The organism is Methylorubrum sp. POS3 (assembly GCF_043352485.1).
Taxonomy (GTDB): domain Bacteria; phylum Pseudomonadota; class Alphaproteobacteria; order Rhizobiales; family Beijerinckiaceae; genus Methylobacterium; species Methylobacterium suomiense.
In genome coordinates, this window is the sequence record NZ_JAPRBT010000001.1 from 427863 (window position 1) to 450243 (window position 22381).

The 22381-nt window shown below is 67.9% G+C and carries 24 protein-coding genes; 9 read left to right on the forward strand and 15 right to left on the reverse strand.

Annotation, left to right across the window (positions count from 1 at the left end; all coding sequences use genetic code 11):
- Nucleotides 1-34 precede the first annotated feature (34 nt).
- Nucleotides 35-445 carry a DNA-directed RNA polymerase subunit omega gene (gene rpoZ, locus OWC43_RS02065; protein ID WP_091946491.1) on the reverse strand — a complete coding sequence of 137 codons (411 nt, stop codon included), beginning with the start codon at nucleotides 443-445 and terminating at the stop codon, nucleotides 35-37.
- A gap of 327 nt (nucleotides 446-772) precedes the next feature.
- Between rpoZ and gntA the strand changes: the two genes are divergently transcribed.
- The 3 genes from gntA to OWC43_RS02080 are packed head-to-tail and all read left to right on the forward strand — an operon-like array spanning nucleotide 773 to nucleotide 3457.
- Entirely contained in the window at nucleotides 773-1528 is a 756-nt protein-coding gene (gntA, locus tag OWC43_RS02070; protein ID WP_393955516.1) for a guanitoxin biosynthesis heme-dependent pre-guanitoxin N-hydroxylase GntA, read from the forward strand.
- Nucleotides 1529-1530: 2 nt separating this feature from the next.
- Nucleotides 1531-2526: a methyltransferase gene (locus tag OWC43_RS02075; protein WP_393955518.1), complete on the forward strand. Its 996-nt coding sequence runs from the start codon at nucleotides 1531-1533 to the stop codon at nucleotides 2524-2526.
- Between the two features lies 1 nt (nucleotide 2527).
- Nucleotides 2528-3457: an L-histidine N(alpha)-methyltransferase gene (locus tag OWC43_RS02080; protein WP_393955519.1), complete on the forward strand. Its 930-nt coding sequence runs from the start codon at nucleotides 2528-2530 to the stop codon at nucleotides 3455-3457.
- A gap of 210 nt (nucleotides 3458-3667) precedes the next feature.
- On the opposite strand, the gene OWC43_RS02085 is transcribed toward OWC43_RS02080, so the two are convergent.
- The 8 genes from OWC43_RS02085 to OWC43_RS02120 form a co-directional block, all read right to left on the reverse strand.
- Nucleotides 3668-4156 (reverse strand): YidB family protein, encoded by a 489-nt coding sequence (locus OWC43_RS02085; protein WP_393955521.1) that lies wholly within the window; start codon nucleotides 4154-4156, stop codon nucleotides 3668-3670.
- Between the two features lie 88 nt (nucleotides 4157-4244).
- Nucleotides 4245-4628: a CsbD family protein gene (locus tag OWC43_RS02090; RefSeq protein ID WP_393955522.1), complete on the reverse strand. Its 384-nt coding sequence runs from the start codon at nucleotides 4626-4628 to the stop codon at nucleotides 4245-4247.
- Between the two features lie 66 nt (nucleotides 4629-4694).
- The gene (locus OWC43_RS02095) at nucleotides 4695-4895 is read right to left on the reverse strand and encodes a CsbD family protein (RefSeq protein ID WP_137829293.1); all 201 of its coding nucleotides are present in this window, start codon (nucleotides 4893-4895) and stop codon (nucleotides 4695-4697) included.
- An 84-nt stretch (nucleotides 4896-4979) separates the two neighbouring features.
- Entirely contained in the window at nucleotides 4980-5903 is a 924-nt protein-coding gene (locus tag OWC43_RS02100) for a PhnA-like protein (protein ID WP_393955524.1), read from the reverse strand.
- 46 nt (nucleotides 5904-5949) lie between these two features.
- Nucleotides 5950-6297, reverse strand: a complete 348-nt coding sequence (locus tag OWC43_RS02105; RefSeq protein WP_393955525.1) for a CsbD family protein — start codon at nucleotides 6295-6297, stop codon at nucleotides 5950-5952.
- A 56-nt stretch (nucleotides 6298-6353) separates the two neighbouring features.
- Nucleotides 6354-6512: a CsbD family protein gene (locus OWC43_RS02110; RefSeq protein ID WP_393955527.1), complete on the reverse strand. Its 159-nt coding sequence runs from the start codon at nucleotides 6510-6512 to the stop codon at nucleotides 6354-6356.
- A gap of 93 nt (nucleotides 6513-6605) precedes the next feature.
- Nucleotides 6606-8066, reverse strand: a complete 1461-nt coding sequence (locus OWC43_RS02115; RefSeq protein ID WP_393955528.1) for a helix-turn-helix transcriptional regulator — start codon at nucleotides 8064-8066, stop codon at nucleotides 6606-6608.
- Nucleotides 8067-8242: 176 nt separating this feature from the next.
- Nucleotides 8243-9850 carry a putative bifunctional diguanylate cyclase/phosphodiesterase gene (locus OWC43_RS02120; protein WP_393955529.1) on the reverse strand — a complete coding sequence of 536 codons (1608 nt, stop codon included), beginning with the start codon at nucleotides 9848-9850 and terminating at the stop codon, nucleotides 8243-8245.
- Nucleotides 9851-10124: 274 nt separating this feature from the next.
- Here OWC43_RS02120 and OWC43_RS02125 point away from each other — a divergent pair, with 274 nt between their 5' ends.
- Both OWC43_RS02125 and OWC43_RS02130 read left to right on the forward strand, forming a co-directional pair.
- A complete protein-coding gene (locus OWC43_RS02125; RefSeq protein ID WP_393955531.1) occupies nucleotides 10125-11294 on the forward strand; it encodes an FIST N-terminal domain-containing protein in 1170 nt (389 codons plus the stop codon).
- Nucleotides 11295-11384: 90 nt separating this feature from the next.
- On the forward strand, nucleotides 11385-12761 hold the full coding sequence (locus tag OWC43_RS02130; protein WP_137829286.1) for a hybrid sensor histidine kinase/response regulator: 1377 nt from the start codon (nucleotides 11385-11387) through the stop codon (nucleotides 12759-12761).
- Nucleotides 12762-12787: 26 nt separating this feature from the next.
- Here OWC43_RS02130 and OWC43_RS02135 read toward each other — a convergent pair whose 3' ends face one another.
- A complete protein-coding gene (locus OWC43_RS02135; RefSeq protein ID WP_393955533.1) occupies nucleotides 12788-13105 on the reverse strand; it encodes a hypothetical protein in 318 nt (105 codons plus the stop codon).
- 140 nt (nucleotides 13106-13245) lie between these two features.
- The gene (locus OWC43_RS02140; protein WP_393955535.1) at nucleotides 13246-13902 is read right to left on the reverse strand and encodes a transglutaminase-like cysteine peptidase; all 657 of its coding nucleotides are present in this window, start codon (nucleotides 13900-13902) and stop codon (nucleotides 13246-13248) included.
- 280 nt (nucleotides 13903-14182) lie between these two features.
- On the opposite strand from OWC43_RS02140, the gene OWC43_RS02145 reads away from it, so the two are divergent.
- Nucleotides 14183-14599 carry an acyl-CoA thioesterase gene (locus tag OWC43_RS02145; RefSeq protein ID WP_393955536.1) on the forward strand — a complete coding sequence of 139 codons (417 nt, stop codon included), beginning with the start codon at nucleotides 14183-14185 and terminating at the stop codon, nucleotides 14597-14599.
- Nucleotides 14600-14608: 9 nt separating this feature from the next.
- On the opposite strand, the gene OWC43_RS02150 is transcribed toward OWC43_RS02145, so the two are convergent.
- Together OWC43_RS02150 and OWC43_RS02155 are read right to left on the reverse strand one after the other, a co-directional pair.
- Nucleotides 14609-15514, reverse strand: coding sequence for an alpha/beta hydrolase (locus OWC43_RS02150; RefSeq protein ID WP_137829282.1), 906 nt, complete (start codon nucleotides 15512-15514; stop codon nucleotides 14609-14611).
- Between the two features lie 83 nt (nucleotides 15515-15597).
- Complete coding sequence (locus tag OWC43_RS02155) at nucleotides 15598-16524, reverse strand: lytic transglycosylase domain-containing protein (protein ID WP_393955538.1); 927 nt, start codon at nucleotides 16522-16524, stop codon at nucleotides 15598-15600.
- Nucleotides 16525-16703: 179 nt separating this feature from the next.
- Between OWC43_RS02155 and OWC43_RS02160 the strand changes: the two genes are divergently transcribed.
- Nucleotides 16704-18332, forward strand: coding sequence for an ABC transporter ATP-binding protein (locus OWC43_RS02160; RefSeq protein ID WP_393955539.1), 1629 nt, complete (start codon nucleotides 16704-16706; stop codon nucleotides 18330-18332).
- Nucleotides 18333-18334: 2 nt separating this feature from the next.
- Nucleotides 18335-19555 carry a phosphopentomutase gene (locus OWC43_RS02165; protein ID WP_393955540.1) on the forward strand — a complete coding sequence of 407 codons (1221 nt, stop codon included), beginning with the start codon at nucleotides 18335-18337 and terminating at the stop codon, nucleotides 19553-19555.
- A 170-nt stretch (nucleotides 19556-19725) separates the two neighbouring features.
- Here OWC43_RS02165 and OWC43_RS02170 read toward each other — a convergent pair whose 3' ends face one another.
- Both OWC43_RS02170 and OWC43_RS02175 read right to left on the reverse strand, forming a co-directional pair.
- On the reverse strand, nucleotides 19726-20079 hold the full coding sequence (locus OWC43_RS02170) for a hypothetical protein (RefSeq protein ID WP_137829278.1): 354 nt from the start codon (nucleotides 20077-20079) through the stop codon (nucleotides 19726-19728).
- Nucleotides 20080-20196: 117 nt separating this feature from the next.
- On the reverse strand, nucleotides 20197-21219 hold the full coding sequence (locus tag OWC43_RS02175; RefSeq protein ID WP_137829277.1) for an alpha/beta hydrolase: 1023 nt from the start codon (nucleotides 21217-21219) through the stop codon (nucleotides 20197-20199).
- 113 nt (nucleotides 21220-21332) lie between these two features.
- Between OWC43_RS02175 and meaB the strand changes: the two genes are divergently transcribed.
- Nucleotides 21333-22322: a methylmalonyl Co-A mutase-associated GTPase MeaB gene (gene meaB / locus OWC43_RS02180; protein WP_393955541.1), complete on the forward strand. Its 990-nt coding sequence runs from the start codon at nucleotides 21333-21335 to the stop codon at nucleotides 22320-22322.
- The last annotated feature ends 59 nt before the right edge of the window (nucleotides 22323-22381 follow it).

Consider the following 22381-nt stretch of genomic DNA (forward strand, 5'->3'; position numbering starts at 1 on the left):
CGGGCGCGAACCTCTCGGGAAAACAGGGTCGGACTTACTCGGCTTCGTCGTCCGTCTCGGTCGGCGGAGCGAGGTTCTCCAGGCCGCGGAGCAGGTCATCCTCGCTCATGCGGTCGAACTGGACATCCTTGTCGTCCGACGAGGATTGCGGCGCCACGGCGGCGGCGGCCGGCGACGAGGAGAGCAGCGGCACGGTCTCGGCCTCGGGCTCGTCCACCTCGACGTATTTCTGCATCGAGTGGATCAGCTGCTCCTTGAGATCCTCGGCAGTGATCGTCTCGTCGCCGATCTCGCGCAGGGCCACGACCGGGTTCTTGTCGCGGTCGCGCTCGATCGTCAGCGGCGCGCCGGCAGCCAGCAGGCGGGCGCGGTGGCTGGCGAGCAGGACCAGTTCGAACCGGTTCTCGACCTTCTCGATGCAGTCTTCGACGGTAACGCGAGCCATGCGAGGCGGCTCCTTCCTCGGGCAGAACGGACGATGTGCGTGATGAACGCGTCTCCTACACCGGATGCCGCCGCGCAACAAGCGGCGCGCGGTTGACCTGTCCAGAGGTCGGGCGACGGCACGCAGCACCCTGTGGACGGTCGAGCGGGCGTTCGAGCCTGCCAGGAACATTCACGGAATCGTGCGGTTCCCACCGCACTCCGACCCGAGCCGTACGCCGGGCGCACGACCATGTCGGAGGACTTCCCCACCATCCCACCGTGGCCGGGCCAGCCGGCCCGCTGTCGACGCTTGCCCGCGTCGGCTCGCCTGCACGCACGAGGTGTCATGCTGCTGCCTACCGACGATGCCGGCCATCCGCTCGCCGAACGATTCCGGCACTTCATTCGGCAACAACCGTTCCCCTGTGTCGGTGCCAAATCTGCCCTGTCCCGCGGGCGTCTTAAGGTGATGGTCGCGCACGACATCGCGTCGGACCGGGATGACGGGCGGATCTACCCGGCGATCCTCGCCTTCATCAGCCGGTACCGAAGCCGGCCCGAACTGTTTCAGAGCTTCGCCGTCGTCTTCGAGACATCCGGGCCGCTGTCCGAGGAAGCGTTCGAGGCGGCCCTGTGGGCGCGCATGCAATCGCTGTCGGATCGTGACAGCGGTCTCGGCCACAGCCACGACCCGCGCGTCGCTGCCGATCCGGACGATCCGCATTTCTCGATGAGCCTTGGGGGAGAAGGCTTCTTCATCGTCGGCCTGCATCCGCGGGCCAGCCGACGGGCCCGGCGCTTCGAGGCCCCGGTCCTCGTGTTCAACCTGCACGACCAGTTCGCGCGGCTGCGCGAGGAAGGCCGCTACGAGCGGCTGCGCGACTCGATCGTCGAGCGCGACGTCGCCTGGGCGGGTTCGCCCAACCCGATGCTGGCCCAGCATGGCGAGCGCTCCGCGGCACGCCAGTTCAGCGGCCGGGCGGTGCCGGAGGATTGGGTCTGTCCCTACAGCCGCAGGACAGGCAGCCCGGCATACGATGCGCAACAGATCGCCGCCGATCTGCGCTCGGGCGCCTTCCTCATCGACCAGATGGAAGGCTGACAATGCGGGAAGCTGTCAGCCCGGTTGTCGATCTTCAAAGAACGGACGACGCGCGTCGCGATGCACTCTTCGCACTCGCGCAGGCGCTGCGCGAGACGGGCTATCGCTTCACGACCGTGACGCCGGCCTCCCACGGCCATGTCAATGCGCGCCCGGAAAATGCCCGCGCCCGCTCGCTGCGCGACGTGTTCGGCTGGAGCCGGCCCTTCGAGACCGGGCTGGTGCCGTCGGATCTGCTGAATCTCATGGAGCAGGCGGGCATTCTTCTACGCGACCGCAACACCGGTCTCATGCGGGCCGGGCTTCGCCTCTCCAGCCTCGATGACGCGCTGTTCCTGCACGCGGCCTATCCGCCGCTCGCCGCCGACGCCGTCTTCTTCGGGCCCGACACCGTGCGCTATGTCGGCGCGGTTCAGGCGCATCTCGATGATCGCGCGCGGGCGGGGCTGCCGGCGCCGCGACGCGGGGTCGATCTCGGCTGCGGCTCGGGGGCCGCCGGCATCCTCGTCGCCAAGCGTCTGCCCGAGGCCGAAATGGTTCTGGTCGACATCAACCCGGCTGCGCTGGACCTCGCGCAGGTGAACGCCCGGCTCGCGGATGTGAGCAATATCCGTCCCGCTCTGAGCGACATGCTGCAGGATGTCGAAGGCGGCTTCGACCTGATCATCTCGAATCCGCCCTTCATGATCGATGCCGGTGGCCGGGCCTACCGCGACGGTGGCGGAACGCTCGGCGCCGGCCTGCCGCTGCGGGTGGTCGAGGCGGCCACCGAACGGCTCAACCCGAACGGAAGCCTCGTTCTGTTCACGGGCTCGGCCATCGTCGACGGACATGACGGCTTCCGCGAGGCCGCCATCGCCTTGAGCGACCGGAGCGGTCTCGACTGGACCTACCGTGAGTACGATCCGGATGCCTATGGCGAGGAACTCGCCGAGCCGGTCTACGCGAAAGTCGAGCGCATCGCGCTCTGCGTCCTCACAGCGACCCGGAGTGCTTGAGATGGAAGAGGCCGAGAGGGCTGCATTCCTGCACGACGCCCTGGCCGGGCTGTCTCACGGTTCCAAAACACTGCCCGGAAAATATCTTTGGGACGAGACCGGCTCGGATGTGTTCGACCGGATCTGCGCACATCCGGACTATTATCCCACAGAGCGCGAGATGACGCTCTTCCCTTTAGCCTGCGCCGAACTGGCCGGCATGGTCGGGCAGGATGTAAGCGTCGTCGAGTTCGGCGCCGGCGCGAGCCGCAAGATCCGCATCCTTCTGGACGCCCTCGATGCACCGCAGGCCTACATCGCCTTGGACATTTGCGGTTCCTATCTTGATGCCGCGCTTGGCCGGCTCGCGCCCGACTATCCTGCCGTGACGATGACGCCGGTCAGTGCGGATTATTCGAAGCCGATCCACCTGCCCGCGGGCTTGGTCGGTGACAACGTGCTCGGCTTCTTCGCCGGAACCAGCATCGGCAATTTCTCACCCGACGAGGCCGGTGCTTTCCTACGCCGCACCCGAGACACCCTCGGCACCAGCCGGCTCCTGGTCGGGGCCGATCCGACCCGCGATCCGGACCGGTTGAGGCGGGCTTACGGCGCGTGCGGCGGGCTGATGCCCGCTCTCCATCTCAACATGCTGACCCGCATGAATCGCGAACTTGGGTCCGATTTCGACCTGGCCAATTTCGTCCACGAGGCGAGGGTGGTGGAGGACCCCTTCCGGGTCGAGGCGCATCTCGTCGCGCGCGAAGCTGCGACCTACCGGCTCGGCGGGCGGGATATTTTCTTCCAGGCAGATGAGAGCATCCGCACGGATACGTCCCACAAATACGCTCCTGACGCATTCCAGGCGCTCGCCAGAAGCAGCGGCTGGACGCCGGAACGCCTGTGGCTCGATCCCCAGGGTGGTTTCAGCCTTCATCTGTTGCGGGGGTAAACGTTCGATCGGCGATCATCGCTTCGACTGTGGCCTTCCGGGGGGGCATCCTCGGCTGGCCAAGTTTCTGCGGGATCGGAAAGTCGGCTGTATCGTATCGTCCGAAGCGAAGGGCCGGATGCTTCGCTTCGGAGGCTTTGGACAAGCCTTCTCCGACAGAGAACGATGCTTCGAGATTGCGTTCCGTCGCCGCGTGGAGTCGGGGTCACCTCAGACCGGCAGGCGTCCGTCGGGCGAGTAGCGGTCGATCGCCGAGGGCAATTCCCGTGACAGGCGCGCGAGGAGGGCGGCGCGGCTGAGGCCCGTCTGCTGGGTGAGGTGGTCCAGCGTCTCGGAGCCGATGGCGCGCTCCAATTGGGACTCATCCATGGCCCGGTTGTCGCCGTGATCGATCCAGGACTTCGCCGTCTCGCCATGGCCGCCGCGGGTGAAGTGGTCGACGAGTTCGCTCAGGCCACCGGCAATGAGGCCGCCGACACCGCCGGAGCCCAAACCGCCGAGCAACCCGTCCAGGCTCGAGGGGCGGTCGGAAACCGTCGCGGCGGAGGGCACCGTCGTCGGCGCGCGATCCAGGTCGGGCGCGTGCGGCGCGCCTTTGGTCTGACTGCCGAGCCATTCGGCGATCTTGTCCCGATTCTGATAGCCGGCGACCGCCAGCAGCCCCAACAGGGCAGTCATCGACGGGTATCCCTTGCTCATCGCGCTCTCCTTGACGTGTTTCGGGCCTCGCGGCCTTCGGGGGAGGACGTCCGCAACCAGTGGCGAGCTCGTGCGGCGATCATTGCGGTCAGCGGGTCCGGCGTGCGAGCCAACCGGCCGAAAAGGCGAGGGCGGCGAGTCCGATCAGCGTGCCGGCACGGTTGGAATCGGCGATGCGCAGCGCCCGTCGCCCGTAGCGGTCGCCGTGGCGTCCGGCCTCGCGGGCGAAGCGACGCCCATCGCGCATTAGGGCGTCCGCGCGCTCGCGCATCACGGTGGCGGCATGGCGACCGTCATCGGCGAGATCGTCTGCCCGGTCGCGGGCGCGTCCATAGGCGAACTGCGCGCCGCCGGCGATCTGGTTCACGGCCCCGCGCACTTGGCGGGCCGGGTCTCCGGTGAGGCCGCCGAGCGTCGTCTGGGCACGACCCTTGAGATGGCGGGACGCGCCGCGGAACTGGTCACGGTTCATGTCTGACTCCGTGTCGTGATGGGGAAAGAGCGGCGGGGCCACGGCCCCGCCGACCCGTGGGACCGATCAGCGGCCGGTGATCTTGTCGGCGACGTTCTTCACGCCGTCCTTGACTTCGCCGGTCGTCTTCTGGGCTTCGCCCTTGAGTTCCTGCGCCTTGCCTTCGGCCACGAGCTTGTCGTTGCCGGTGGCGTTGCCGATGCCCTGCTTGATGTTGCCGACGGTCTCGTTGGCGAGGCCCTTCAGCTTGTCGGTGGTGCTGCTCATCGTGGTCTCCTTCGTGTGGGTCGTGCGGGTGGGTCGTGAAGGCCCCCACCCCGCGAGGCGGGGGCCGGTGACGTCAGAGGGTGATCAGAGGCGGCGCGCGTCGTAGGCGCCGACCAGGGTGGCGGGCTTGGGGGCGCCGAGGCGACCGCCGAGGAAGGCGGCGATGGCTCCGAGCACGAGCGCCAGGGCGGCGTAGAAGGCGCCCTGCGTGGCGGCCGACTTCGTCGCGACGGCAGCGTCCTGGGCCTTCTTCTTGGCCGTTGCGACCGCTTGGTCGTACTGCTTCTCGTAGTCCTGGATCTGCTGGCGAGCCTGATCGGGCGAGATGTTCTGCGCCTTGGCGAGAGCGTCGGCAGCGCGGTTCTTGGCCTGCTCCTTCTGTGACGGATCGCCGGAGAGGACCGCGCGAACCGCAGCGACCGCCGCATCGCGCGCGGCCTGGGGATCCTGGCCGGCGGATTGTTCGCGCACGGTCTGCTCGATGCCGTCGAGCGGGTTGGTGATCTTGGCCAGCGACGGTGCCGCCGCCTGCGCGGCGGTCTGCACCGTGCCGCCGACGAGGTTGCCCGCCCCGCCCAGGGCCCCGGATACGGTGCCGAGAGCGCCGCCGAGGAGGCCGGTCGCGGCCGAGGTCAGGAGATAGAGTACGACGAGCGTCGTCACGGCCCAGGAAACGAGCCCGTGCAGGGCCGCCGCGCCCGGTAGGGGCTTGCCCGAGAGGCGACCGGCGATGAGACCACCGGCCAGCGAAGCGACGATGCCGGAACCGACGAACCACAATCCAGCCCCGAGCGAGACGGTCGATGCGGTCGGGTTGTCGGTCGCGTTGATGCCGACCGAGGCGAGGCCCGCGCCGACGCCGATCAGGTTGACCACGATCTGGGTCACGAGGGCCGTGACGGCGCCCGCGAAGATGGCGCCCCAGGACACGGTATTGAGAAGGACCGCACGGGTATCGGCATGCGCGTCCGCCGCGAGGGGCGCGGTTGCGGGCTGGATGATGGTCACACTGTTACTCCGGGTAAAAGGTCGTTGAAGGAGGGAGAAGGGCGGCTCAGTCGCGGGCCGCGTTAACGAGGAGTCCGATACCGAACCCGACGAAACCGGCGATCAGCAGAGAGGCCAGCGGGTATTCGGCGACCTGATGGCTGACCTCGCGGGTGCCGCGGCGCAGGGTGTGACCGCCGCGCTCGTAGGCGTCCTCGGCGTAATCGTAGGCGTCGTCCGCGACGTCCCGGACCACGTCCCGAGCCTGACCGTAGAGGTTCTCGGCGGTCCCTTGCGCCTCGCGCAGGCGGCCCTCGGCCGCGTCGCTCTTCGAGCCGGTCAGGTCGCCGAAGGCACCCTGTACCTTGCCACCGATCTCTCGGGCCGCGCCCGTGATCCTGTCGGTATCGACCATGTGAATCTCCTCTCGTTTCTGGGGTGGTTGCGCGACGCCGCGAGGCGCCGTTTCGCTCAGTCGGCGCGTGGCTTGGCCGCCCCGGGCGGGGGTGCCATGCGCTTCTGACGTTGGCCTTCGGCCTCGATCCGGCTGTCGCCGGTCAGCTTGCCGATGGCCTCCTTCACCGAGCCCTTGAGGTGCTCGCGGGAAGTACTTTTCGAAGCTTTGGACATGAGGCTCAGAAATCCATGGAAGGTCTTCGCCCGGTCTGCAGATGTGGCTTCTGTCGGATCTTTCAATGGTACGAAAATACCAGTTATTCGGTACTAGATACTGGTAGATGAGATCGGAAAGCCGTTCTCGCGGCCCCAGACCACGGCCTCCGTGCGACGGTGGACACCGAGCTTGCGGTAGAGCGCGGCGCCGTGGTTGCGCACGGTGTTGCGCGAGAGCCCGAGCTTTCGCGCGATGCCGTCGTCGTCGAGCCCGGAGCAGATCAGGTTGAGGATCTGCCGCTCGCGCACGGTCAGGTTCGGCACCGACTCGTCGCCGCCCTCGCGGCCGGGTCGGCGGAGATTTGCCAGCTTCTCGATCAAGCCTCGGCTGAACCACGAGGTGTCGGCCATCACCGCTTCGATGGCATCGAACAGCTCACGCTCGGTGTGCTTGCGCTCGGTGATGTCCTGCAGGACGAGGAGGACGAAATCGGTGTCGTTGATGCTGACGCGCTCGGCGGAGATCAGACAATCGAGGTTCGCTCCCTGCTCGTGGCGCAGGCAGACCTCGACCCCGAGGACGTAGCCGATGCGGGCGAGAGAACTCTCGAAGGCGATGCGCTGACTGTCGCTGACCCAGAGGTTCGCCTCGGCCAAGCTGCGTCCGACCACACCGTCCTCACCGTGCCCGAAGACGCGCGTGAAGGCCTCGTTGATGCTGGTGACCTGATGATTCTCGTCTCGTACCAGCAGCGTCGGCACCGGCGTCAGGCGGAAGGCCTTGGCAAAGCGCTCCTCGCTCTGGCGCAGAGCCGTCTCGGCTTTCCGGCGCAGCTCGAGGTCGGCGAAGGTGAAGAGCATGCAGGGCTCGTCGCCCATCGCGATGGGTTGGCCAGCGACGATGACGAAGCGGCTGCCGCCATCCGGGAGGTCGAGGCATGCCTCCATCTGCGGGATGGTGCCGCCCTCGTTCAGCCGCGCGACGGCCAGATCGCGGTTGCGGGCATTCGCCAGAAGATCGATCTCGTAGACGCTGCGACCCAGGACAGCATCGCGGGTATGGCCGGTCATCTCCAGGAAGCCGGCATTGACCTTGACGTGGCGCAGGTCCGACAGGCGCGTGATGACGGCGGGTGCCGGGTTCGCGTTGAAGGTCTTCTCGAAACGCTCCTCCGCCTCGAATTGCTCGGACACATCCTTGAGGATCAGCGCGAGGCAACTCGGCGACCCGTCGTGGTCGGTCGCCACGAGGCTCCGCAGCGAATGAACGAACTCGGTGTCCGGACGGTCGGTGCGGCGCACTTCGACCACCACATCGTGGAAGGATTCGCCTTCAACGACGCGTTCGATCGGGTAATGCTCGAGCGCGCGCTTGTTGCGGTAGCGGAGTGCGAAACGCTCGCGATAAGCGCCCACGGTCGGCCCGAGCTCATCGAGACTCTCGGCGCCGTGCATGGCGAGGGCCGCCGCGTTGGCGTAGGCGATCGTCTGGTCCGGTTCGACGAGGATGACGCCCTCGCTCAATCCGGCAATGATCTGCCTCAACTCGTGTCTGTCGACGCCCGCGGTCACCGGTCGAACCACCCTTTCGTATCACACGCCCCCTTTGAGAGGCGGTGCACAAACGGGTTGCGCGCTATCGGGTTCCGGCTCCGTTACCGGATTTTCTGGTATACCTGAACCAATGACATCATCGTGATGGACCAAGTCACGGATCGGCCCGCTCGAAACAGTCGTTCCTGCTGAGTTTATGCGGCAGCGTCCGACACAACGATCTGTCGTGCGTCCTGAGAAACCAGCGGGTTCTCCCCGGTATCGAGCAGTCCCTCGTTGAGCCGCCGCCTGACCTCGGTGCCCGGCATCGGCTTTCCAAAGAGATAGCCCTGGCCGTAATCGCAGCCCTGACTGGCGAGCCAGATGACGCTCGTTTCCGTTTCGATGCCTTCCGCCGTGGTGACAAGGCCGAGGCTGGAGCCGAGCTTGATGATCGCGTCCACCAGTTTGGCGCGTTCGTCGCCTTCGGCGATGGAGTTCACGTAGGAGCGATCGATCTTCAGCTTGTCGAAGCGCAGTTCGCGCAGGTGATAGAGGCTCGAATAGCCCGTCCCGAAATCGTCGAGGGCCACCCGCACGCCGAGCGCTTGAAGCGCGCTGAGGGTCGCCCGTGTCGCGGCGAGATCCTGCACGATCGCGGTCTCGGTAATCTCCACTTCGAGACGATGGGCCGGGAAGCTGGTCTCCGTGAGGATCGCCAGGATGCGCTGGGTCAGTTCCGGATCCTGGAATTGCTGGGGCGCGATATTGACGGCGATCTGAAGATGGCTCGGCCATGCGCGGGCATCGACGCAGGCTTGGCGCAGGATCAGATAGCTCAGTTCTCCGATCAGTCCGATCTCTTCGGCGACGGGAATGAAGGTCGTCGGCATCAGCAGGCCGAGTTCGGGATGGTGCCAGCGGGCCAGCACCTCGAAGCCGGTGACGGTCTGGCTCGGCAACTGGACGACGGGTTGATAGAACGGTTCGATCTGCCCGGTCGCGATCGCGACGCGCAGATCGACCTCCAGGCGCGCTCGGGCCTTGAGGGCCTCGTCCATCGCGTTCTCGAACACGCGATAGGTGCCGCGTCCATCGCGCTTGGCTTGCCCCATGGCCAGGTCGGCCGCCTGGATCACCGTATCGGCATTGCCGGCCGATGGTCCGGCGGCGGCGACGCCGACGGAGGCGCCGATCCGGATTTCGTGGCCGCGCCACCATACCGGGAGAGACAGGGCCTCGATCACCGCCTGGGCGAGCTTCGCCGGACTGTCGCTTCCGGCTCGGCTTTCGACGAGGGCGGCGAACTCGTCGCTGTCGAGGCGCGCCACGGTGGCGTTGGCGGGCAGCGTCCGCACCAGCCGCTCGCCGACAGTGCACAGGATCTCGTTTCCCGCCTCGTAGCCGTACAGTTCGTTCACGGGTTTGAATCGATCGAGGTCAATCACCAGGACCGTCAGCCGCTCGCCCGCTCCGGTCGCGCGGCGCTCGTTCAGGCGCTCGACGAACAGGCGGCGATTGGCGAGGCCCGTGAGCGGATCGTGCCGGGCGGTCTCGGCGGCCAAGGTCTCGGCGGCATCGCGCTCACGCATCGCCTTGCGCAGTCGGAGGGACTTGAAGGCGTTGGCGGCAACGGCCCCGAGGCCCATGAAGAAGCCGAGCTTGAACAGGTTGCCGAGGCCGTAATCGATGATGAACCTGTCGAGGGCGACGAAGGCACCGAGCTGCACGCCCATCACCCAGATGCAGGTGCCGAGCATCATCAAGCACAGGAGATCGTAGAGCTCTCCGCTCCCCCAACTGGCCTTCGGTTTGTCAGCCATGTGCCGCTCCTGCCCAACCGGATATCAGTCGTTCAAGATCCTAAAGTGGCCTTAATCCACAACAGGCCGCACAATGTCCTCCAAACCTATGGTGAGCATCCGGTAACACGACCGCCGCCGATTTCCGGAACGCGTGTCACAGCGAGTGTCCGCAACTGCGTCGTCTTTTGCCGCTGCGCCCCATTGCGAGTATCCGGCGCCGCGCACATAGTCGACGATGGACGAGCAAGGGCGGCCGGGACACCGGACAAGACCCGTTCGAGGGAGAAGCGCGGTGGTGCAGGGCACGCAGATGCGTCGGCATCTGTGCGGAATACAGACGGCCTGGACGGATGCCGGACGCGCCGAGGAGGCCGTCGAAGCTTTGGCAGGGACGATCGAGCACGACGGGCTCGGTCACATCATCGTGTTCTTCTCGCCGGCCTACGATACGGAAAAGCTGACGGCGGCCCTCGCCGCGCATTTCCCCGGGGTCGCCGTGAGCGGCTGCACGACGTCGGGCGGCATCAGTCCGGCCGGGCCGATCGATCGCGGCCTCGTCGCCATCGCCTTTCCGAGTCGGGGATTCCGCATCGTCGCCGACGTGCTGACGCAGATCGCCCGGCTCGATGTGGAAGGCGCCGCCTCGACCGTGCGCGGCCTGCGCCGCACGCTCGATCAGGGCCGCTCGGACGGGGGCACGAACCACCGTTTCGCGATCTCGCTGATCGATGCCCTCGCCAATGCCGAGGAGACGGTCGTTTCGGCGGTTGCCTGGGCCCTCGACGGCATTCCGCTGATCGGCGGCTCGGCGGGGGACGATCTCGCCTTCAGTTCCACCGTGCTGATCCACGAGGGCCGGGTCCATCGCGACGCGGCGATCATCCTCCTCGTCGAGACGGATTTTCCGATCCGCATCTTCAAGAGCGACAATTTCGAGCCGACCAGCCGCCGCTTCGTGGTCACCGCCGCCCGTGAGGAGGATCGGCGGGTGCTCGAACTGAACGCGGAGCCTGCGGCGCGGGAATACGCCATGGCGGTGGGGCTCGATCCGGAGAGCCTGACGGCGATGAGCTTCGCGGCCTATCCGCTCGCGGTGAAGATCGGCGGCGAGTATTACTGCCGCTCGATCAGCCGGGTGGAACCGGACGGCTCGCTGACCTTCTTCTGCGCCATCGGCGAAGGCGTGGTGATGACGCTGGCCCAGCCCCGCGACATCGTCGAGGCGACTCGGGCCGAACTCGCCGGTCTCGACGAGGCCCTGGGCGGGCTCGACCTCGTGATCGGGTTCGACTGCGTCTTCCGCCGCCTCGACGCGGAGAGCCGGCAGGTCCGCCACCGCATCGCCGATCTCTACCGCCGTTACGGTGTCGTCGGGTTCGAGACATATGGCGAGCAATACCGCTCGATGCATCTCAATCAGACTTTTACCGGTATTGCGATCGGCCGGGCTCAGGGGCCATAGGGCAAGGCTGAGACAGCCCGATCCCGGACATCCGGCCAGAAAATTGGCCAAGAAAACCTGGCCAAGAGAACCCGGCCAAGAGAAGCGGCCATGAACCGACCGACCCTCTGGATGGAAGCACCCTCCGAACCGGACACCGTCGAATCCCTGAGCCGCCGCGTCGCGAAGCTCGAGCGCATCAACGCGTCGCTCATGGCCCATGTCGAGCGGACCATGGACCAGCAGGGCGGCGCCTATTCGCTGTTCCAGACCGCGATCATGCTGGAGGGACGCGTCCGGTCCCGCACCGAGGAATTGACGGCGCTGATGCACAGCTTGGAGCGCTCCAACGAGGCGCTCCAGGCGGCGAAGGAAGAGGCCGAGACCGCGAACCGCTCCAAGACCCGCTTCCTCGCGGCGGCGAGCCACGATCTGCTGCAGCCGCTCAACGCGGCCCGGCTCTCCCTCTCGGCGCTGACGGATCTCGCCAAGGGGCCCGAAGCCCAGACCATCGCGCGCCAAGTCGAGCGCGGCCTCGAGACGATCGAGGATCTGATCAAGGCGCTGATCGATATCTCCAAGCTCGATGCCGGCGTCGTGCGCCCGGTCATCAAGCCGGTGCGACTCATCGATCTCGTCGCCGGCATCGAGGCGAGCTTCCGGCCCTTCGCCGAGCGCAAGGAGTTGCGGCTCGTGACCCGCTGCGACGACCTCGCAGTGGAGACCGACGGATTGCTGATGCAGCGCATCCTGCAGAACCTCGTCTCGAACGCCATCCGCTACACCGAGCGCGGCGGCATCCTGATCGCCGCCCGGCGCCGCGGCGGTGAGGCGGGGAAAACCTGCCGTATCGATGTGGTCGATACCGGTCGCGGTATCGCGGAGCACGAGCGCGCGCTCGTCTTCGAGGAGTTCTATCGCGGTGGCCGCGAGGGTGAGGATGGCGGGGTCGGTCTCGGGCTCGGCCTGTCGATCGTCCAGCGCATGGCCTCGACGCTGGGACACGACATCGCCCTGCATTCCCGCACCGGCCACGGCACGCGGATGAGTCTGGACTTGCCGATCGCGAGTCAGCGCCCGGACGCCCAGGTGCGGCTCGCGCCCCTGGCCACCACGCTGACCGGCGCGCGGGTGATGGTGGTCGAGAACGATGCCTCGACGGCGGAGGCGTTGCAGCGTCTCTTGCGCAATTGGGATGCGGAGGTGCGCACCTTCGCCGACCTCGCCGGTGTCGTGACGGCCCTGGGGGAGGGGCTCGGTCGGCCGGACGTGATGGTGATCGACTATCATCTCGATCACGGCGCCTGCGGCTTCGACGTGGTGGATTATCTGCGTCGCAACAGGGGATGGGTCACCCCGGTCATCCTCACCACGGCCGACCACAGCACCGACATCGAGCGGCACGCGCGTTCGCACGGGGCGGAACTCGTCCACAAGCCGATCAAGCCGGCGCAGTTGCGCTCGCTCCTGGCCTATATGCTGGCCTGACCGGACGGCCTTGGGCCGGGGGAGGCTTAAAGGGCGCTGAGGCGCGGAAGGCCGATCAGGCGCTCGCGGGCGCGGGCGACCAAGGCCGGTCGAATGCGCGCAACATCCTCACCGTCCATCATCGGCGAGGTGGACAGGGCGGCGAGATACGCGTCCTCGGGCTCGCGGCAGGTCGTGACCGCCTTCGTCGCGGCGAAGCTTCTGCTCGCGGTGCGGGCCTGCTCGGCGAAGGCTACGTCCAGGCACGATTGCCAAGCGGCATGCCGCGCGCCGGCACTCTCTTCGGCACGGGCGGGGGCCACGGCGAGGAACGGCAGAAGCACGAAGGGAAGAACGCGACGCATGGCGGCGAACCGTAGGCGGGACAGCGGTTATCCGGTGCCGTGCGGGGCTCCGGAAACCATCCGTCAACCTTCACCGCCGGCCCGTTAAGACCGGATAACGCGCAACCTCGCGATCCGGTCCCGAAGCGGGACGGTTATTTTCAGCGATTGGCCGCGGTGACCGGCGAGGCGTCGCGACCCAGAGCCACCCAGCCCACGGCATCCTGACTCTCGCGCTTCACGAAGGTGTAGCCGGTCTGCATCCAGGGCAGCACGGCGCTGGTCTTGTTGTCGAGGACGAGATCGCCGCGGTTGGTGACGATCGTCAGCACGGCGTGACCTTCGCCCTTCTCGTCGATCACCACCGTCATCCGCAGCGCCCGGCGGGGCAATCCGGCCTGGACCAGCAGGCGGCGCTTCAGCAGCTGGAAATCCTCGCAATCGCCCCGGCCGTCCTCGGCGAGGTCCCAGCGATCGGCGGCCCGCCAATGCTCCTGATCCGTCACTGCCTCGACCGCGCGGTTGATGCGGCGGTTGATCGTGTTGATGGTCTGCCAGAGGGCCGGGGTGAGGGTGACCGAGGCGGCCTCGGTGCGATCGACCGCGCATTCGCCCGGATAGCGCTCGCAGAACTCGGCCCAGGCGACGATCGGCCGGGCTGCACCGGTCGTCACCGCCGAGGGTCCCATCGTCGGGAGGGACTGTGCCACAGCGTCCCGCGCGTCCAAGCCGGTCACGATACCGGCGATCAGGGCGAGGCCGGCCAGGACGCCGTTGCGGAGGACGGAGAGGCGACGCTGGGCGAACTGGTTACGCATGACCCGACCCGAACTCTTAAGCTCACGTTAAGAAGCTCTCACAGCGGGCCGGCGCAGGCAATCGGAAGGTTAAAGATCGGTTAACGCCATCTGTCGCATTCGAGCGATCGCTTCTCGACGAACGCGGGCTCGCAATCGCTACGCTTCCAGCCAAACGGGGATCGGCGTTCTGCGACGGGATTCGGCAGATTTTAGACAGTACGAATCGCCTGTCGCCGGTCCGGTGCGAAGACCTTAAAGCCAAGATTCCTCATGCAGGATCCGCAACTGAGACAACACAATGACGAGCGATGCCAATCTTCCACCCGCGCCACCGTTGGAGCGCGGCGCGCCCGTGATCCGCACCATCGCGATGCCTGCGGATACGAACCCGGCCGGTGACATCTTCGGCGGTTGGTTGATGGCGCAGATGGATCTGGCGGCGGGCAATGTCGCGGCGCGTCGGGCCCGGGGCCGCTGCGCCACCATTTCCGTGGAGGCGATGACCTTTCATCGGCCGGTCGTCGTCGGCGACGAGGTCAGCCTCTACGCCTGGATCGTTCGGACCGGGCGCAGCTCGATGGCGATTCAGGTGGAGGTCTGGCGGCGGGAGCGCGAGGGCGAGACCACTATGAAGGTCACCGAAGGCCTGTTCACCTTCGTGGCCATCGGGCCGGATCGCCGACCGCGCCCGATCCCGGAGGAGGCGGAACGGTGAGCGCGGTGCTCAGTGCATCGTCAGCGTCGTCAGCCGCTTGGCTCCGGCATGCTGGTGCAGGAAGGCGCTCATTTCGGCGAGTACGGGGGCCTTGCGCCGGAAGGTGACCGAGAGGGCGAGCAAGGTGTCGGCGTGGTCGAGCCCCGGATAGACCCGTTCCTGGACGGGCACGCGGGCGCTGCGCAGGCGGGCGGCGAGGCTCTCGGTGTTGCGGGGGCGGACGACGACGTCGGCGTCACCTGTGGCCAGGAAGGTCGGCGGGGAATGGGGGCCGGCGAAGGTGACCGGCTGCGTCGCCTTCGCGTCGGGGGCCTGCCCGAACACGTCGATGGAGGTCTTCTGGTCGAAGGGCAGGAAATCGTAGGGTCCGGACAGGCCCGCCACCGCCCGGATCACGCGCGGGTCGACGCCGACCCGGCGCAGATAGCTCGGATCGAGCCCGAGCATGGTGGCGTTGTAGGCACCCGCCGAATGGCCCGCGAGCACGATGCGGGCGGGATCGCCGCCGTAGCTGCCGATATTGTCGCGCACCCAGGCGATCGCCGCGGCGCCGTCCTCCAGGAAGTCGGGGAAGCGCACCTTCGGATAGAGTCGATAGTCCGGAAGCACGGTCACGAAGCCCTGGGCCGCGAGCGCCTGAGCGGCGAAGGCGTAATCGGCCTTGCTGCCGCTGTTCCAAGAGCCGCCGTAGAAGAATACCAGCACCGGGGCTCGGTCCAGCGGGACGCTCGGGACGAACACGTCCAGGCGCTGACGGGGATCCTCGCCGTAGGCCGCATCCTTCAGGGCCAAGCGGCCGCCCTTGTCGCGGGGGCCGAGGGCGTCGAACAGGGCCAGGGGCGAACAGCCGCTCAGGCCGACGGCGACGAGCCCGAGGCAGATCAGCGAGACAAGGGAGACGAACGCTTTGATCATGTCAGCCTGGGATTGACGCGGTGCGCGCGGCGGATTCATGGCGCGGGCACGGCGAAAGGTGAGATGCGTCGGAATTGACCGGCTCACGTGCGCAGCACGATGCAGGCGCCGCCGACGCCACGGATCTTCTGGCAGAGCGTATCGGCAGCGCCGCGGGTCTCGGCCGGGATGCGCACGCGGTAGAAGGTGCGCGTGCCGCGGAAGCGCAGGCGCGTGCCGATGATCATCGGCCGTACCTCGCCGACCACGCCGGCATAGCGTGTCCGCGCCCGCTGGAAGCTCGCCAGCGCCAGCGATTTGGAGAAGTTGCCGGCGAGCTGGATGCCCCAAGGCGCCGCCGGGCCCCCCTCGACGGGCAGTGCGAAGCGGTCGCCGCGCGATGGGATGCGCAGGGCTGCGGTGACCTGAAGGCAGCTCTGGGTCTCGGCCTCGGGGGCTGGCGTATTCTCGGACGGCTTCGCGCCCTTGCCACCATTCCCGTCGCCCTTGCCCTCCGGCATCTCGACGGCGGCATTCGGACGCCACTCTTCCGCCGGGCGTCCGGTGATGGCGATGACGTAGGCGCGTGTCTCCGCCGGAAGGCCGCCGGAGCCGGCGAGCCAATTCGTCACCCGGCCCGGTCCCCCGTTATAGGCGGCCGCCGCCAGTCCGAGATTGCCGAACTGACGCTTCAGGTCGGCCAGGAAGTGGGCGGCGTGCGGGATGGCCTGCTCCGGGTCGAAGGGATCGCTCAGGCCGCGTTCCTTGGCCGTGCCCGGCATGAACTGCGCCACGCCCTGGGCCCCGGCCGGGCTCACGACGCCGACGCGAAAACTGCTCTCGCGCCAGATCAGGCGCGTCAGGAACGGCACCGGAAGATTTTGGGTTTTGGCCGAACCTTCGATCAATCGGCAGAGCGCCTGCTCCACGGTCTCGCTCTCGGGCGAGGCCGTCGCATCGGCCTCGCCGGCGATGGCGATGAACGGGAGTGCGAGAAAGGTCGCAAGGGTGGGCGAGCGGAGACGGGACACGCCGCCCATCTAGGTCGCTCGCGCGGCATGCGTAGCGTGCGCCGGTGCATGAGGTGTGGCCCTACCGGCGAATGCAGCGCGGCGGACGATTCGCGTGTTCGGGTCCGCGCGCTATAACCCAACACCCGCCGCGAGCCCTGCGCAGCCGTGGCGATCCGCGTGCATGTCTTCGGGGCCCGATGAGCGACACCCTTCTGACCGTCGAGGATCTCTCGGTCGCCTTCCGCACCCGGGAGGGTGAGACGCTGGCGGTCGACCGCGTGTCGTTCTCCATCGATCGGGGCGAGACGCTCGCGCTGGTGGGAGAATCCGGCTCGGGAAAATCGGTCACCGCGCTCTCGATCCTCCGGCTTCTCGACGGGGCCGCGCATCACCCCTCGGGGCGGATCGTCTTCAAGGGGCGCGATCTCCTGACCCTCCCGGAGAAGGAACTGCGCAAGGTGCGCGGCGCGGACATCACCATGGTGTTCCAAGAGCCGATGACCTCGCTCAACCCGCTCCACACCATCCAACGGCAGATCGGCGAGGTGCTGGAGATCCACCGGAATCTGCGGGGCAGGCAGGCGCGGGCGCGCATCCTCGAACTGCTCGAACTCGTCGGCATCCGCGACGCCGAGCGGCGGCTCGGCGCCTATCCGCACGAATTGTCCGGTGGCCAGCGGCAGCGCGTGATGATCGCCATGGCTCTCGCTTGCGAGCCGGACCTGCTGGTGGCCGACGAGCCGACGACGGCCCTCGACGTGACCGTTCAGGCCCAGATCCTCGCCCTGCTCGCCGACCTGCAGAAGCGGCTCGGCATGGCGATCCTGTTCATCACCCACGATCTCGGCATCGTCCGTCGCCTCGCGGGCCGGGTCTGCGTGATGCTGCGCGGGCGCATCGTCGAGGCCGGACCCGTCGCCCAGGTCTTCACTCGGCCGCAGCACGAATACACGCGCCGCCTGCTCGATTCGGAACCCTCGGGCCGCGCCAATCCGGTCGATACGAGCGCCGAATGGATGGTCGAGGCGGGGCCGCTTAAGGTGTGGTTTCCGCTGAAGGAGGGACTGCTCCGCCGCACCGTGGGCCACGTCAAGGCGGTCGACGGCGTGAAGATTCTCGTGCGGGCGGGCGAGACCGTGGGCGTCGTCGGGGAATCCGGTTCCGGCAAGACCACGCTCGGACTCGCGCTATTGCGTCTAACCGAATCCGAAGGGCCGATCGTCTTCCTCGGGAAGCGCATCGAGGCGTTCGGCGCCGGGGCGATGCGACCCCTGCGCAAGGACATGCAGGTGGTGTTTCAGGACCCCTACGGCTCTCTGTCGCCGCGCATGTCGGTGGGCGACATCGTCGCCGAAGGTCTCAGCGTCCAGGGGTTGGTCAAAACCTCGGCCGAGCGCCGGACGCGGGTCGCCAAGGCGCTCACCGATGTCGGCCTCGATCCGGCGGTGATGGACCGCTACCCGCACGAATTCTCCGGCGGCCAGCGGCAGCGCATCGCCATTGCCCGTGCCATCGTGCTCAATCCGCGCTTCGTCGTCCTCGACGAGCCGACCTCGGCCCTGGATCGCTCGGTGCAGGCCCAGATCGTCACGCTCCTGCGCGATCTCCAGCGCGAGCGCGGGCTGGCCTACCTGTTCATCAGCCACGATCTGAAGGTGGTGCGCGCCCTCTCGAACTACGTGCTGGTGATGCAGCACGGGCAGGTGGTCGAGGAGGGGCCGGCGGATCAGATCTTCGATTCGCCGAAGACCGAGTACACCCGAACCCTGTTCGCGGCGGCGTTCGAACTCGACGCGGCGACGACCGCCGAGCCGGTCACGGCCTGAGGATGGCGCGCGCGCTGCTCATCGTCCTCGATTCCGTCGGCATCGGCGGCGCGCCGGATGCCGCCCGCTACGGCGATGCCGGTTCCGACACCGTGGGGCATATCGCGCAAGCCTGCGTTGAGGGGAGGGGCGACCGGCCGGGCCTGCGCGCTGGGCCGTTGCGCCTGCCGAACCTCGCCGCATTCGGGCTCGGCCTCGCCTGCGCGGGCGCCACTGGCCGGGTGCCGCCGGGCCTCGGGCGGGTGGACGCCGCGCGTGCACTCTGGGGCCACGCCGTCGAGACCGCCGCGGGCAAGGATACGCCGTCGGGGCATTGGGAGATTGCGGGCGTGCCGGTGCTGGAGGATTGGGGCCATTTCCCCGATACCCGGCCGGCCTTTCCGCCGGATCTGATCGCCGCGCTCGTGCGGGAGGCGGATCTCCCGGGCATTCTCGGCGACCGGCACGCCTCGGGCACCGCGATCATCGACGCCCACGGCGCCGACCATCTCCGGACCGGTCGGCCGATCTGCTACACGTCGGCCGACAGCGTGTTCCAGATCGCAGCCCACGAGGAGGCGTTCGGCCTGGAACGTCTCTACGAGACCTGCCGCATCGCGCGACGGCTCTGCGATCCTTACCGGGTCGGTCGCGTGATCGCCCGGCCCTTCGTCGATGACGCCGTGGGCGGCTTCCGCCGCACCGGCCATCGCAAGGATTTCTCCGTGGCGCCCCCGGCCGACACCCTGCTGGACGTGGCGCAGGCGGCGGGCCGGAGCGTCGTCAGCGTCGGCAAGATCGGCGACATCTTCGCTCACCGTGCCACGGGTCTCGAGATCAAGCCCATCGGCAACGCCGCATGCCTCGACGCAGCACTCTCCGCCTTCACCGGTTTGCCCGAGGGCGGCCTCGTTTTCCTCAATCTCGTCGACTTCGACACGGAGCACGGTCACCGCCGCGACGTGCCGGGCTATGCCGCCGAACTGGAGGCCTTCGACGTCCGCCTGCCCGAGATCGAGGCAGCGCTCGTCCCCGGTGACCTCTGCATCGTCACCGCCGATCACGGCAACGACCCGACCTGGCACGGCACCGAACACACCCGCGAGCAGGTGCCGGTTCTGGCGTTCGGACCGGGGATCGCGCCGGGTCCGATGGGTCGGCGCGAAAGTTTCGCCGATATCGGCGCCTCCGTCGCGGCGCATCTCGGTTTACCGCCGCTCGGGGCTGGGCAGGCGTGGTGGTGAGCGGCTCAAGCCCGCTCATTCCGACCCAACCCTCTTATCCGAAGGTGCTGAGCGTCAGTTCAGCCCCGAACAAGGGCTCCAGTCAATCGCGCGCGAACTGGAACCCTCCTTCGAGGGCGCCGCTGCGCGGCGCCACCTCAGGATAAGGGTGTGATGGGGATTTCGGCCGCTCAGGCCTCGTCCTGCTCCTCGCCGTCGTCCTCGTCGTCGATATCAACGAGGAACACGATGTCGGCCTCGTCTTCCTCATCGTCCGCGCCGTCGCCCTGGCTCGCATGCTGCGGATCGGGCTCGAAATCACCCTCGCCCTGATCGGCGGCGATGGCCTCGTCGAACTCGTCGATCTCGTCCTGGCTCGCCGGACGGACCTTGAGCTCGGAGGTCCCGTTCCAGATCGGGTTGCCGTCGACGGTCAGCGTACGGATGTCCTCCTTGAAGCCGTCGCAGGTGAACAGGTCGCGGGCGGTCGCCTCGTCGCCATTGATGACCGCGATCGCCGTGCCGTCGATCTCGAGGGTGAACATGGGCAAGCCTTGGAAGGAGAAGGGGCTGGGGGCTTGTAGGCCGGCGGCACCGGATTCGTCGATGGCGAATGCGGTGGCCGCGGGATAATCGCCGGGATCGGGCGGGAGCGGTCCGCCTCAGCCGCCGCTGCTGCCGCGGGCGATGGCGCGCTTGACCACCGCCTGGACCTCGCGGTTCGTGAGGAACAGGTCGTGGTTGAACAGGCCGCCACCGTAGTCCGATGCATCGGCCACGCGCACCCCGAGGGCCTCCAGACGTTCGCGGTCGGCGGCGCCCGCCCGCACGACGCCGCCGGCGATGGCACCAGAGAGTTCGAGCGCCCGGTCGTTGGTGGCCGAGATCACCGTGATGCGCTTGGCGTCGGGTCCGAGCCGCTCGACGCCGTTGGTGAAGAGGTCGATGTCGATGTCGGGCGCGGCGAGGACCACCGCGCCGATCCGTGCCACCGCGGCCTCGCCCGCTTCGGCGCGCAGCATCCTCAGGGTTTCCAGTGTCAGGAGCGTGCCCATGGAATGGGCGACGATGTGGATACGCCCGCCGCTCGGCGAACTGGCGAAGGCCTTCAGCAGATCTTGGAAGGCGTCGCGCGACCAGAGCGCGCTCTCCCGGTCGTAACCGTAATCGAAGGTCGCCGCGGCCGAGGGCCAGGTGAACAGGGCCGATGCCCCGGAGAAGCGCACGCCGTCCGAGAGCCGTGCCGCGCTGACGGCGGCCGATTCGAAGCTCTCGCGATAGCCGTGCACGTAGATCAGCACGTCGCGGCCGAAAGCGGCCTGCGCGAAGGCGGAGGCCGCGCCGGGGCCGGTCGTCACGTCGCCGACCGAGCGCACGCCCCAATCCCCCGACACCACCGCCGAGACCTTCCCGATGAGCGAGCGGTCGGGCGCGGACATGCGCGCCTCGGTGAAGCTCAGGCCGCGGCCGCGGTCCGAGCCGAAGAACGGTGCCTTCGGCGGAGTGCCGGCCGCCGGCCGGCGGGTGGTGGCGACGAGCAGGACCGGGCTGACATCGAGCGCCGATTGCGTTTCCGCCACCGAGCCGGTGGCCAGACCATCCATCACGCAGCCCGAGAGGGCGGGCGCGAGGCCCGCCGCTGCGGCGAGGCTCAGAAAGGAGCGGCGGCTGGCATCGATCGTCATGGTCAGTTCGTCCCCCGGCAATGCGGCGGCTTTCGCGCATGATCTTGGCCATGGCGGGGCAGGAACGCCGAACACCTCTCGACGACCGCGTGTCGGCCCGGCATGAAGACGGCATGAGCGCCGTCCTCCCCGATATCAACACCCTCCGCGAACGCCTTCTGCGCGGTGACCGCGCCGCGCTCGCCCGCTCGATCACGTTGGCCGAGTCCCGCCGGGCCGATCACCGCGCGGCGGTGCGCGACCTGATCGATGCGGTGCTGCCGCAGACCGGGAAGGCGATCCGCGTCGGCATCACCGGAGTGCCGGGGGTCGGCAAATCGACGACCATCGACGCCCTCGGCTCGCTTCTCACCGAGGCCGGCCACAAGGTGGCGGTGCTGGCGGTCGATCCGTCCTCGACCCGCACCGGCGGCTCGATCCTCGGCGACAAGACGCGGATGGCCCGACTCTCGCACGACCGCAACGCCTTCATCCGGCCCTCACCCTCCTCCGGCACTCTTGGCGGCGTCGCCGCGAAGACCCGCGAGACGATGCTGCTCTGCGAGGCGGCGGGCTTTGACGTGATCCTGGTGGAGACGGTGGGCGTCGGGCAATCGGAGACGGCGGTGGCCGACCTCACCGACTTCTTCCTCGTGCTGATGCTGCCGGGGGCCGGCGACGAGCTGCAGGGCATCAAGAAGGGCATCCTCGAACTCGCCGACATGATCGCGGTCAACAAGGCCGATGACGGCGAGGGCGAGCGCCGGGCCAGCGCGGCGGCCTCGGAATACCGCGCGGCGCTCCACATCCTGACGCCGCCCTCGTCCACTTGGACGCCGCCGGTCGTCACCATCTCCGGGCTTCACGGCAAGGGCCTCGACGCGCTGTGGTCGAAGATCGAGGATCACCGCCAGAAGCTCACGGCCACCGGCGAAATCGAGAAGAAGCGCCGCGAGCAGGACGTGAAATGGATGTGGGCCCTCGTCCATGAGCGGCTTCACCAGCGCCTCGTCGGTTCCCCCGAAGTGCGCAAGGCCACCGCCGAGGCGGAGAAATCGGTGGCCTCCGGCGATCATTCGCCGGCCGCGGGGGCTCAGGCGATCGCGGAGCTGATCGGGTTGTGAAGCGTTTTTGATCCGCTCGCCCTGCCCATTTGTTTCCTGAGGGCTCGTGACGGGGAATT

Coding starts and splice junctions, on each gene's coding strand:
- OWC43_RS02090 (WP_393955522.1), bottom strand. CDS start 4,628: ATGAACCGTGACCAGTTCCGCGGCGCGTCCCGCCATCTCAAGGGTCGT.
- OWC43_RS02095 (WP_137829293.1), bottom strand. CDS start 4,895: ATGAGCAGCACCACCGACAAGCTGAAGGGCCTCGCCAACGAGACCGTC.
- OWC43_RS02160 (WP_393955539.1), top strand. CDS start 16,704: ATGAGCGACACCCTTCTGACCGTCGAGGATCTCTCGGTCGCCTTCCGC.
- gntA (WP_393955516.1), top strand. CDS start 773: ATGCTGCTGCCTACCGACGATGCCGGCCATCCGCTCGCCGAACGATTC.
- OWC43_RS02120 (WP_393955529.1), bottom strand. CDS start 9,850: ATGGCTGACAAACCGAAGGCCAGTTGGGGGAGCGGAGAGCTCTACGAT.
- rpoZ (WP_091946491.1), bottom strand. CDS start 445: ATGGCTCGCGTTACCGTCGAAGACTGCATCGAGAAGGTCGAGAACCGG.
- OWC43_RS02130 (WP_137829286.1), top strand. CDS start 11,385: ATGAACCGACCGACCCTCTGGATGGAAGCACCCTCCGAACCGGACACC.
- OWC43_RS02075 (WP_393955518.1), top strand. CDS start 1,531: ATGCGGGAAGCTGTCAGCCCGGTTGTCGATCTTCAAAGAACGGACGAC.
- meaB (WP_393955541.1), top strand. CDS start 21,333: ATGAGCGCCGTCCTCCCCGATATCAACACCCTCCGCGAACGCCTTCTG.
- OWC43_RS02105 (WP_393955525.1), bottom strand. CDS start 6,297: ATGGTCGATACCGACAGGATCACGGGCGCGGCCCGAGAGATCGGTGGC.
- OWC43_RS02145 (WP_393955536.1), top strand. CDS start 14,183: ATGACGAGCGATGCCAATCTTCCACCCGCGCCACCGTTGGAGCGCGGC.
- OWC43_RS02150 (WP_137829282.1), bottom strand. CDS start 15,514: ATGATCAAAGCGTTCGTCTCCCTTGTCTCGCTGATCTGCCTCGGGCTC.
- OWC43_RS02165 (WP_393955540.1), top strand. CDS start 18,335: ATGGCGCGCGCGCTGCTCATCGTCCTCGATTCCGTCGGCATCGGCGGC.
- OWC43_RS02110 (WP_393955527.1), bottom strand. CDS start 6,512: ATGTCCAAAGCTTCGAAAAGTACTTCCCGCGAGCACCTCAAGGGCTCG.
- OWC43_RS02170 (WP_137829278.1), bottom strand. CDS start 20,079: ATGTTCACCCTCGAGATCGACGGCACGGCGATCGCGGTCATCAATGGC.
- OWC43_RS02135 (WP_393955533.1), bottom strand. CDS start 13,105: ATGCGTCGCGTTCTTCCCTTCGTGCTTCTGCCGTTCCTCGCCGTGGCC.
- OWC43_RS02140 (WP_393955535.1), bottom strand. CDS start 13,902: ATGCGTAACCAGTTCGCCCAGCGTCGCCTCTCCGTCCTCCGCAACGGC.
- OWC43_RS02175 (WP_137829277.1), bottom strand. CDS start 21,219: ATGACGATCGATGCCAGCCGCCGCTCCTTTCTGAGCCTCGCCGCAGCG.
- OWC43_RS02085 (WP_393955521.1), bottom strand. CDS start 4,156: ATGAGCAAGGGATACCCGTCGATGACTGCCCTGTTGGGGCTGCTGGCG.
- OWC43_RS02080 (WP_393955519.1), top strand. CDS start 2,528: ATGGAAGAGGCCGAGAGGGCTGCATTCCTGCACGACGCCCTGGCCGGG.